This window comes from Acetomicrobium mobile (assembly GCF_937920065.1).
The window spans coordinates 1-11,374 of record NZ_CALETC010000240.1 but is presented as its reverse complement, the minus strand read 5'-3'; the positions used below and the strand labels follow the sequence as shown (position 1 = coordinate 11,374).

General features: G+C 46.7%; 10 protein-coding genes. 4 read left to right on the top strand and 6 right to left on the bottom strand.

Annotation, left to right across the window (positions count from 1 at the left end; all coding sequences use genetic code 11):
* Positions 1–372 precede the first annotated feature (372 nt).
* Positions 373–1,731: a dihydropyrimidinase gene (gene hydA, locus Q7P41_RS09140; RefSeq protein ID WP_303883677.1), complete on the bottom strand. Its 1,359-nt coding sequence runs from the start codon at positions 1,729–1,731 to the stop codon at positions 373–375.
* Positions 1,732–1,886: 155 nt separating this feature from the next.
* On the opposite strand from hydA, the gene Q7P41_RS09135 reads away from it, so the two are divergent.
* The 4 genes from Q7P41_RS09135 to Q7P41_RS09120 all read left to right on the top strand — a co-directional run bounded on the left by Q7P41_RS09135 (position 1,887) and on the right by Q7P41_RS09120 (position 5,256).
* Positions 1,887–3,032, top strand: a complete 1,146-nt coding sequence (locus tag Q7P41_RS09135) for a metallophosphoesterase (protein ID WP_303883675.1) — start codon at positions 1,887–1,889, stop codon at positions 3,030–3,032.
* 99 nt (positions 3,033–3,131) lie between these two features.
* Positions 3,132–3,917, top strand: coding sequence for an exodeoxyribonuclease III (gene xth, locus Q7P41_RS09130; protein WP_303883674.1), 786 nt, complete (start codon positions 3,132–3,134; stop codon positions 3,915–3,917).
* Between the two features lie 34 nt (positions 3,918–3,951).
* On the top strand, positions 3,952–4,845 hold the full coding sequence (locus Q7P41_RS09125) for a DMT family transporter (RefSeq protein ID WP_303883673.1): 894 nt from the start codon (positions 3,952–3,954) through the stop codon (positions 4,843–4,845).
* Between the two features lie 36 nt (positions 4,846–4,881).
* On the top strand, positions 4,882–5,256 hold the full coding sequence (locus Q7P41_RS09120; protein ID WP_303883672.1) for a hypothetical protein: 375 nt from the start codon (positions 4,882–4,884) through the stop codon (positions 5,254–5,256).
* Between the two features lie 18 nt (positions 5,257–5,274).
* On the opposite strand, the gene lpdA is transcribed toward Q7P41_RS09120, so the two are convergent.
* The 5 genes from lpdA to gcvT form a co-directional block, all read right to left on the bottom strand.
* Entirely contained in the window at positions 5,275–6,672 is a 1,398-nt protein-coding gene (gene lpdA / locus Q7P41_RS09115; RefSeq protein WP_303883670.1) for a dihydrolipoyl dehydrogenase, read from the bottom strand.
* A gap of 145 nt (positions 6,673–6,817) precedes the next feature.
* Positions 6,818–8,275, bottom strand: coding sequence for an aminomethyl-transferring glycine dehydrogenase subunit GcvPB (gcvPB, locus tag Q7P41_RS09110; RefSeq protein ID WP_303883668.1), 1,458 nt, complete (start codon positions 8,273–8,275; stop codon positions 6,818–6,820).
* Positions 8,272–9,615 (bottom strand): aminomethyl-transferring glycine dehydrogenase subunit GcvPA, encoded by a 1,344-nt coding sequence (gcvPA, locus tag Q7P41_RS09105; protein WP_303883678.1) that lies wholly within the window; start codon positions 9,613–9,615, stop codon positions 8,272–8,274. Before gcvPA ends, gcvPB begins: the two co-directional genes overlap by 4 nt.
* Positions 9,615–10,010 (bottom strand): glycine cleavage system protein GcvH, encoded by a 396-nt coding sequence (gcvH, locus tag Q7P41_RS09100; protein WP_303883666.1) that lies wholly within the window; start codon positions 10,008–10,010, stop codon positions 9,615–9,617. Before gcvH ends, gcvPA begins: the two co-directional genes overlap by 1 nt.
* A gap of 32 nt (positions 10,011–10,042) precedes the next feature.
* Positions 10,043–11,140 carry a glycine cleavage system aminomethyltransferase GcvT gene (gene gcvT / locus Q7P41_RS09095; protein WP_303883665.1) on the bottom strand — a complete coding sequence of 366 codons (1,098 nt, stop codon included), beginning with the start codon at positions 11,138–11,140 and terminating at the stop codon, positions 10,043–10,045.
* Between the last annotated feature and the right edge of the window lie 234 nt (positions 11,141–11,374).

The window sequence follows — 11,374 nt, the reverse complement described above, 5'->3', positions numbered from 1 at the left end:
GCAAGGCAGATTTTGTGCCTTTTTATTCACGCGTTAGTTGTAATTTACAATTACGCGCAACTAATGTCAAGGTGATATAAAAAAGCGGTAAAAGAGCATCAGAATTGAATTTTACCTTTAGCATATAAGAGATATTTCGCACCGTTATTTGAAGCGATGAAACATCCCTATTTACTGCGCTACTGGTTGGGCTATGAGTGGTTGGACGCTTATAATGTGTGAGTTACCCACTAATAAAAACTAAAAAGGTCGCTTTTTTAAGCAGGGTCCCGGAGAACATTGTACACTTGGATTTCGCAGCATTTGAGAAGATAAACTTGCTCAAGGGAACTCATGGAAGCGCAACCCCCTCTCAACTGCCTCAAAACGCGCCTAACAGCTCCTCCTTAAAAATTTGCCTCTCCCCTCACGTCCTTTAAAGGAACCCTTTTCAAAAACCACTTCTCCCCGTGACAAAGTTGTGTAAATCTGTCCATGCACCTTCAAGCCCTCGAAGGGAGAAAAATCGGTGTTCATGTGCAAATTGCTCGCGCTTATGGTCCATTCTTCGTTGGGCTCCAAGACCACTATGTCCGCATCCGAGCCAATTTGAAGAGTGCCTTTTTGAGGGAAAAGGCCGTAAATTTTGGCCGGATTCTCGGATAAAAGCCTTACCAACGAACTGACGGGCAAATGTCGCTTTATGACGCCCTCAGAAAACATCAAGGGCAAAGCCGTCTCCACGCCGGGTAAGCCGTAAGGCAGGTCCAAAAAGTTTCCCTTCCAAGTTTTTTGTTCTCTGGTAAAGGGACAATGATCCGTAGCTATCATCGAAAGTTCTTCGTTGTAAAGGGCGTCCCAAAGGGCCTCTAAGTCATAGGACGATCTCAAGGCAGGAGAAGCCGAGTATAAATGTCCATCCACGCTTTCGTAAACATCCTGAGTTAACAAAAGATATTGAGGGCAGGTCTCAGCCGTCACATTTTTGTAAAAACCTTTTCCCCTTTTTAAAGCTTCCAGTCCCAGGGCGGAAGATAAGTGAACTATGTGCAGGCGCGCGTTAGCCCTTTCTGCCAAGTAGATCACGTCACTTACTGCAACCGCCTCGCATAAAGAAGGCCTGACTTTCGCCAAAGATACCATGTTCTTCAATTCCTCTTCTTCCAATTCGTTCATCAGGTAATTGATGACTTCTTCATCCTCGGCATGCACAACTGCCAGCGCGCCCAAATCACCTATTATCTGGAACACCTCAAATAAGGCTCCTCTATCGGTCCTCCTCCCGGAAGAACCGTAGGCGGTAAAAAATTTAAAGCTGGTCACTCCCATTTGAACTGCCTTCAGGATCTCCTGTGATCTTGATCTATGCCAACCTATGACTTCGGCGTGAAGGGCGTAATCTATGTGAGATTTTTCGGCCTCCTTGAGTCTTTTTTCGATATCCTCAGGTATCGTTGATTCGCTGCTGCCGACGGTGAAATCTATGATCGTCGTTACGCCTCCACATGCAGCCGCTTTGGTTCCCGAGGAGAAATCATCGCTTGAACGGGTACCGGAAACGGGAAGCTCCATGTGCACGTGAGCATCTATGACGCCGGGCATTACCAACTTCCCCGAAGCATTGATTACATATTTTCCATCCAAACCGTCGCCAATCGCAGCTATTTTTTCTCCCCTTATGGCTAAATCGGCTCTAAAACTCCCATAGGAACCGCTTACGATCTGGCCTCCTTTGACCACCACGTCGTACATCTTGACACCTCCCATTCCCTGGCAAAAAGAAGTTTTACAGTAAGCTGATCTCAATATCACTTTTTAAAAAGTGCGATTCCCCTAAGACTTATATTAATTGCTGATTCCTTCATTTCCTTTACTCGCATTATACTATGATTAAGAGGAGGAGTTATATGGATTTAAGATTAATAATTTTACTAGGCATCGTATTATTAATTTATGTTCTAACGAACTACTATATTTACATACACATTGCCCCTTTATGCCTATCGCCACGGGGCAAAATACTCATCCCGTTATTGCTATTGATAATGGCGGCTTATCCTGTCGGTCGCATATTGCAAGCTTTCATATCGCCCGGGATTACCATAAAGATAATCATTGCAGCGGGTTCCTATTACCTCGCTTTCATGGCCTATGCCTTTTTTCTAGTTCTATTTATGGATATTTACAGGCTTTTATCTTCATTTTCCTTCCTTCCACTTTTAGGCACCACACTGCAAGCACAAATATGGAAAGTTGGCATTTGTCTTATAATCGTCTTGATCTCTTTTGGCAGTCTAAACGCCAGAAAAGCCCAAGTCGTCACCCTTAGCCTTGAAATGCCGCTTGGCAATCCCGCCATAGATTCACTTTGTGCAGTGGCAGTCTCTGATATACACGTAGGACCTTTTATAAACAGCTCTCGCATCAGAGGCCTAGTGGATAAAATAAACGGCTTGTCTCCCGATATCGTATTCCTGGTTGGCGACATCGTGGATGAAAGCATATCGGCAGCGGCTGAGGAAGGTCTGACGGAAGAGCTAAAAAGGATAAAAGCGCCTTTAGGCATCTATGCCGTTCCTGGAAACCATGAATATTACGCAGGAATAGAGGACGTTCAAAAGTACTTGTCCCGAGGGGGAGTGAGATTACTTCGTGACGAATTTGTCGTCATCAAAGATTCGCTAATATTGGTAGGGCGTGAGGATATAATGGCAAATCGCTTGGGGGAGGAGAAACGCCGGCCTCTTTCTGAAATCCTTCGGGAGGCTCCTAAAAACCTCCCCATAATCGTTTTAGACCACACGCCAATCAACCTCGAAGAAGCAACCTCGCAAGGCGTAGTCATTCAACTTTCAGGGCATACACATAACGGCCAAATGTGGCCTTTTAACTTAATTACGAGATTGATATTTGAAAAAAGTTGGGGGCTTTTGCAAAAAGAAAACACCCTCATTTATGTATCATGCGGATACGGAACGTGGGGACCACCTGTGCGCATAGGCTCAACACCTGAAATAATATTGTTGAATTTAACGTTGAATGTCTTAGAATAGTTTAGTATATCGAAATCGAGTTACGGGATTTCCCAGCAGGGAAATGACATTTTCCAAGTGAGCCTGTTTTAAAATTGCTCAAGGGAGGTAATGATACAAATGCCGTTTTTCACGATAGCTACCTTTAACGTGAATTCAGTTCGAAGTAGGCTTCACATCTTAGAAAGATGGCTCTCTGCAAATCCAGTCGATGTGCTTTGCTTGCAAGAGACTAAGGTTAGTGACGACCAATTTCCCCTATCTGCCTTTGAATCGTGGGGATACCATGTATTTTTTCGAGGCAAGAAGGGTTATAGCGGCGTTGCAATAGCAAGTCAAAATGAGCCTGAAGAAGTAATCTACGGCTTCCCCGATGGCAAAAACCCCAGAGATGACGACAGGCTCATGATAGCCCGTTTTGGCGATATCTGGGTAATAAACACATATGTGCCACAGGGAAAATCGATAGTTCACCCTGACTACCGATACAAAAAGGATTTTTTGATGCGATTTCTTGAGATGCTGGAATCGCAGTTTAATGACGAAGATAAAATACTGTGGGTGGGTGACATGAACGTCGCACCGGAGGAAAAGGACGTCACAAAACCTGAGACCAAGAGAAACCATGTCTGTTTCCATGAGGAAATTCGCGACTTATTCGATACGGTGAAATCCTGGGGTTTCATAGACGTCTTCAGAAAACATCATCCCGAAGAAGGGCAGTTCACTTTTTGGGACTATCGCGTCAAAAATGCCTTTGAACGAAACATCGGTTGGCGCGTCGATCACATATTGGCTACGCAGCCGCTAGCGGAGCGCTCGGTGGATTGTTATATCGACAGAGAACCGCGCATTTGGGAACGGCCATCAGATCATACAATTCTGGTGGGTATCTTTGACATCTAGCAAAAAGCTCAAAACAACGAGGTATGATCATGCTATGCAGGGAATATTATTAGCCCTTGGAGCGACATTAATATGGGGAACAAACGGGCCCGCCGTCCGATTTATCAACAGTTTTGGGGTCAGTCCTCTTCTCATAACCCTTTTTCGCCTCACCGTAAGCACATGCATTATCATCTTCCTTACTCCAAAACCACGAAGCTCTTTGATAATGCCCCGCAAAGCAGAGATGCGCAAACCTCTTTTTTGGTTAAGCGCTGTTGGCTTGATCAGCTCCAACTTAGGCTTGAGCATCGCTTTTTTACGGATATCCATAGGCTTAACGTTGATTTTATATTACACCGCGCCAATTTGGGCCATGATAGGCGCCTGGGCCATAGCACGGGAACGTCCCACCATAGTACAGATTTTGGCCCTAATAGTATCTTTATTGGGTGTTTACTTCGCAGTATGGGATCCCAAAGAGGGGTTGAGATTTGACCTCATAGGCATATTGTGTGCCCTGGCAGGAGGAGCCGGATATGCCTTATACCTGCTCAACGGAAGGTATGGGGTGGGCAAAGAATCTCATTTCAAAGCCTACTTGCAGAACTTTCTGTGGGCATCAATAATCTGTTGGGTAGTTGCCTTGTTCACGGGAGAAGCTGTGATGCTATTTAAGGCTCCTTTAAAAGCTTACCTTGGCCTTTTATACATGGCCCTTTGCACCTCTGCGCTGGCTTTCGGGATGATTTCACGAGCACTTAAGTATATGTCTAGCTCTATAGCTTCTGTGGTGTCCATGACTGAGGTCCCTTTCTCGATGATGTGGGCATTCATCTTGCTTCATGAGGTGCCAGAAAAAAGAGCTGTTTTGGGCGGAATATTTATTTGTATTGCCGTTATATTGCTTTCGTTAGAACCTTTATTCTATTGCAGGGATAACCGATAAGTGCTATATTACAAACGCAATACATGAGCAAAAGAGGTGAGAAAGATAGCACACTATTGGAAAATCAAGTGCCCAACTTGTGGAGCTGAGACCATATCTTCTGCACAAGAGGGCACCAAGGCTAAATGTTCTCACTTTAATAGATTTTTACCGGAAGAATCGCTCGTCCTTTATTATAATGACCTCGGAGAAGAAATGGCCGTAAGGCTCGACTCTGTAGGACAAATTTGTTACAGCTTTTCCTGTCCGCTTTGTAACGAGAAGATCGAGGCATGCGCTACGGAAGAAGCGCTACAATATTATGTTGAAACTAGCTGCACTCATTTCATAACTCTGCGCAAGGACAAAGACGATAAGGCATCTGCCGTATTCGTTGACTCCTTTGGCAACGTTTATCCAGTCGAGATCTAAGAGATAGCCCATGGGAGTTTACCGTCTTTTGGGCAGTTGATGAATGGCTTGCCCAGTAACGTTCATGACTGCTTCATGAAAGACCTCGGCTAGTGTTGGATGGGCATGAATGCACGAGTCCATCTCCTCGGCAGTTACACCGGCATGCATCGCTATGGCCGCCTCGTGAATCAAGTCGCTTGCATGAGGGCCAATTATGTGAACCCCCGCTAATTTTCCGTCTTCGTAAGCGAGAACTTTTACTAGACCTTCTTCTTCACCCATGGCAACGGCTTTCCCGTTGCCTCCAAAGAGAAACTTGCCGACCCTGTAAGGTGTTCCTTTACTTTGGAGCTCCTCTTCGGTCTTCCCAACGGTACCAACTTCCGGAATGGTGAATACCGCCGCAGGAATTACATCATAGTTAACCTTGGTTGGTTTCCCAAACATTGCTTCTGCCGCAGCCCTACCCTCCGCGGAAGCCACGTGGGCCAGATAGGGAGGACCTAACACGTCCCCTATGGCGTATATTCCTTCTGTGGATGTGCGGTAAAGCTCGTCTGCTACGATGCCTTTTTCCCCGGTCTTAATGCCCACATCCTCGCAGCCTAGTCCTTCCACATTGGGGGTGTTTCCCGTGGCAACCAAGACCATGTCGGCACCTAAAACCACTTCTCCCGTTTTGCCTGAAGCGTGAATTACTAATTCATCCTGGCCTTCCTCGATGCGGTCAAGGAGCGTCCCCTCGTAAAGGGTTACGCCCTTTCTCCTTAAAAACACGTTCATGCGTTTGGATATCTCGCCGTCCATCAAGCGAAGCACCTTGCTTCTAACCATGACCGTTACCTTTGAGCCCAAGGCGTTGTAAATGCTAGCAAATTCCATAGCTATGTAGCCGCCACCATATATTAAAAGTCTTTCCGGCAAGCCTTCAAATCCCAGCAGTTCCTTACTGGTAACGACTCCTTCCAGGTCCATGCCAGGCACATCTGGAATGGTCTCTTTGGACCCGGTGGCTATCAAAATATATTTGGATTCAAGTTCACTTGATTTGCCGTCTGGCATACTTACCAAGATTTTGTTTTTGTGAATTAATTTCGCTTCACCGTGAAGAACGTTCACTTTGTATCCTTTTAAAAGCTTTTCCACTCCTCCAGTTAGTTCGTCCACAGCCCTTTGTTTCCAGGCATGTACCTTGGACATATCAACTCGAGGCTCGCCGACAATCACGCCAAATTCTTCCATTCTCTTGGCCAAAAGAACGCTCGAAGCGCTTTGGCACAAAGCCTTTGTAGGGATGCAACCGTAATTGAGACACGTCCCGCCTATTTTTTCTTTTTCAACGATGGTGACCTTGGCTCCAAGTTGTGCGGCTCGAATCGCAGCTACATATCCTCCAGGACCACTTCCTATGATAATGAGGTCGCTGTTTGCCATGCAAATGTCTCCTTTCCATCAAAAAATTGTTATAACAACGATCTAAAACCCGGCTGGATCGTGACGCAATGGCAATTCAACTAACAAAGCGTCCCTCACGCCTTTTAATTTACGGTGAGGGACGCTTTGCGATTAAATTTAAACTTTACGATTCAAACTCCCACTTAACAATTGGCCTTTTAGCGGCCGTCACTTCGTCTAAGCGCGTGACAGGCGTGGTCTTCGGAGATTCCTTGACAAGTTGAGGGTTTTCCTCGGCTTCTTTGGCTATCGCTATCAAGCTTTCCGCAAAGGCATCCAAGGTCTCCAAGCTTTCCGTTTCCGTAGGTTCCACCATCATAGCTTCAGGAACAATCAAGGGGAAATACACAGTCGGAGGATGAAAACCGTAATCTATCAAGCGCTTAACCATATCCAACGTAGTCACGCCTTTGGATTTTTTCTGCCTGTTGCCCGAAATTACGAATTCGTGCTTGCACCATCGATCGTAGGGCAGATCGAAGTAATCGCGCAATCGTTTCATGAGATAGTTGGCGCTTAAGACAGAGCATTCAGCCACTTCCCTCAAGCCCTCAGGTCCCATGGTGAGAATATAGGCGTAGGCTTTTATCATTACGTTAAAGTTTCCGTAAAAGGACCTGACCCTTCCTATGGACGAAGGCCTGTCGTAGTTAAGATAGTATCGGTTACCATCGTATTCGACAAGTGGTGCGGGAAGGAAGGGAACTAGCTCCTTTGTCACGGCTATGGGACCAGATCCAGGGCCCCCGCCGCCGTGTGGAGTGCTAAACGTCTTATGAAGGTTTAAGTGCACCACGTCAAATCCCATGTCACCGGGTCGTGCTTTGCCAAGGTTGGCGTTAAGATTAGCACCGTCATAATACAAAAGCCCTCCGGCATCGTGTATTATCTTGGAGATTTCATCGATCCTTTCCTCGAATAAGCCCAGCGTATTCGGGTTTGTTAGCATGATGCCCGCCACTTCGTCGCTCATGAGTTTCTTTAAATCTTCGACGTCAACATTTCCCCGCTCGTCTGATTTTACTTCCACTACCTCATAGCCCACCATGCTCGCTGACGCCGGGTTAGTACCGTGAGCAGAATCGGGTATTATGATCTTGTTTCTGTGACCCTCGCCTCGGTGTTCTAGGGCAGTCTTTATTATCATGAGTCCCGTCAGTTCCCCGTGCGCCCCTGCGGCAGGCTGCAGTGTGGCCCGCTCCATGCCGGTAATCTCGCACAACATCTTTTCCAAATCGTAGATTAGCTTCAAAGCGCCCTGTACCATCTCCTCAGGTTGATAGGGATGGATCCGCAAAAATCCGGGAAGTCGCGACACAACTTCGTTCACCTTCGGGTTATATTTCATGGTACACGAACCTAAGGGGTAAAACCCTATGTCAACGGCGTAATTAAGCTGAGACAACCTGGTAAAATGACGAACCACGTCCACTTCAAAAACCTCGGGAAGCCTCGCGTCAGCCTTCCTTGCAAATTTCTCCGGAATTTTTTCGCTCGCCTCAGGCACATCGCAAGCGGGAAGTGAGTAAGCTTTCCTGCCAGGCTTGCTTAGTTCAAATATCAGCTCCACGGGCTTTTTCATCGCACTTCACCCCCTGCGGCACTAGCGAACCCGTCGATCTCATCTTTCGTCCTGCGCTCGGTCACGGCAATTAGCCAGCCCTTATCGATCTCGGGATAGTGCTTGGAAAGGTCGTAGCCGCCTATGAAGCCCTGTTTTAAAAGCTTTTCGTTAAGTTCATTCACCGGCTTAGGCGAGATCACGACAAATTCTTTAAAGAAGGGTGCATCAAAGGCACGTTTAAACCCCTCTTTGACCAGCTTTTCCATGGCGTAATGAGACTTGTTGTAACAAAGTTTCGCCACTTCTTTAAGGCCCTCCTTACCCATCGTGGCCATATACACTGCACCCATCAAAGCACACAGGCTTTGATTGGTGCATATATTCGAAGTAGCCCTCTCGCGGCGTATATGCTGTTCTCTTGCCTGTAAAGTCAAGACAAAACCACGGCGACCTTCTGTGTCAACTGTTTGTCCCACGATGCGCCCCGGCATTCTTCTAAGGAGCTTCTCCGTCGCAGCCAAAAAACCAAAGTGCGGTCCTCCAAAGGAAGGTTGGTTGCCCAAGGCTTGCCCTTCGCCTGTTACGATGTCAGCGCCAAGCTTTCCAGGCGCTTCCAGGATTGCAAGAGAAATGGGATCTGCGCTCGTGATCAGCAAAGCGCCTTTTGAGTGTGCCAATTCGGCTATTGATGCCACGTCTTCAATGACACCAAAGAAATTGGGACTCTGGACCATTACCGCAGCAATTTCTTCGTTCAACTTACTTTTAAGGTCGTCTACATCGACTTGCCCGTCCTTGTAGCCGAACTCCTCTACTTGGACACCTCTAAAGTGAGCGTAGGTCTTTAAGACCATCCTGTATTCGGGATTTACAGACCGAGAGCAAAGTACCTTTTCCCTTTTCGTAGCCACACAAGCCATGAAGGCCGACTCGGCGAAGGACGAAGCTCCGTCGTACATGGAGGCATTAGAAACATACATGCCCGTAAGCTCACATATCATCGACTGATATTCGAAGATAGCCTGGAGAGTCCCTTGGCTAATCTCCGGTTGGTAGGGTGTGTAAGCCGTGTAAAATTCGCCCCTAGATGCCATTGCGTCGATCACGGAAGGCACGAAGTGATCATAAACCCCTGCGCCTAAAAAACAGGCATGACTATCCAGATGTGAATTTTTGCCCGCCAGCTCTTGCATGTGCACGATTAATTCATCTTCGGTCATGGGACCAGGGATATCGTAATCTCCCTTCATTCGCACCTTTTTAGGAATATCATCGAACAACTCGTCAATAGATGCGATGCCCAGGGCCTTGCACATCTTTTCCTTATCTTCGCGCGTGTGGGGAATATAGCTCCACATCAAGCCATCTCCTCCTCTTCTTCTTCGCAATGCTTCGCGTAGCTTTCGGCATCGAGAAGGGCATCCACCTCCCCCGGATCGCTCATTTCGATGACTGCGATCCAATTTTCGTAGGGATCTTCATTCAACAATTCAGGTTCATCTTCCAGGGATCCGTTAACTTCAATCACTTTGCCCGAAACGGGCGAATATACATCGGAGGCCGCCTTGACAGATTCGACCGAACAAAAAGCGTCTCCCGCCTCTACCTCCGATCCCACTTCGGGAAGTTCCACATAAACTATATCGCCTAAATGCTCTTGAGCGAAATCAGTTATTCCGACATAGGCCCTGCCATCTTCAACCCTAACCCACTCATGCGTTTTCGTATACCTCAAGTCCTCAGGTATGTTCATGTCCTACAGCACCTCCTAATTTTATTTTTTAATTAGCGTTTGTAACGTCTCTTATAAAAAGGAGTCTCGACAACTTCAGCGAGCCTATCCCTTCCTCTTATATCAACATACACTTCCTGACCTACTTCTGTAAAGTCTATGTCAAGTAAGGCCAAAGCTAGGTATTTTTCCAGGTAAGGAGCAAACGATCCGGAGGTGATCGTGCCAATCGCCTTGCCTTGAGATCTTACTTCGTAGCCATGCCTTGGAACGCCCTTTTCGATCATTTCCAATCCCACTATCTTACGCTTCAACCCCTTCTCCTTTTGCTCAAGCAAGCTGGACTTTCCTATAAAATCCTCCTTGTCAAGCTTGACGAAGAAACCAAGACCGGCCTCAAGGGGTGTTATTTCCTCGGAAAGTTCCTGTCCGTAGAGGGGTAGACTAGCCTCAAAACGCAAGGTATCTCGCGCGCCCAATCCGGCTGGAAGCAAGCCTTCTTCTTTGCCGGCTTCAAGCAGCTTGTCCCAAACATGAACGGCATCGGAGGGGGACAGATAAAGCTCAAAACCGTCCTCGCCCGTGTATCCTGTTCGCGAAAGCAAAACCTTCACGCCATCAACTAAGACTTCGTCCTTAAAGGCATAAAACTTCAGATCCCCTAAGGGAATATCGGTGAGTTTTTGAAGTATGCCTTCGGCCTTTGGCCCCTGTAAGGCAATTTGAGCATAGGAATCGGACATATCCAGAACATTAACATCAAAGTCCTTTGATTTATCCAAGATCCACTGATAATCTTTATCCTTGTTGCCGGCATTGACGACTAAAAGCAAATTGCTTTCGTCATGCATGTATATCAAAATGTCATCTACCACCCCACCATGTTCGTAGCACATAGGAGAGTACATGATTTTACCAGGCACCAGTCTGGAAACGTCGTTAGTAACGATGTAGTTAATGAAATTCAAGGCTTCTTTTCCTTTAACTTCTATCTCCCCCATATGAGATACGTCGAACAAGCCGGCCGCGTTTCTCACGGCTAGGTGTTCGTCAACGATCCCACTATACTGCACGGGAAGAGCCCACCCCAAGAAATCAACAATACGACCGCCCAGTGAAATGTGTTTCTCGTAAAGCGGTGTTTTTTTCAACCTCAATCTCCTCCTTCCTTGTTCTAAATGATTGTGATGGCGAAAAGGTAGCCTACATGCTTTAAAAACACGATATAACCGAACATAGACCGCGAAACGTCATTGCTAATTTTGCAGATTCATATACTTAAGGTACTATTGCGTGGATTGCCCAAGTTTTCTACATACGGCACGAACTACGGTCACTGTGGTGAACTAACCCTTTCGTGCCTTTTCAGTGTACAGGGTTTGCCT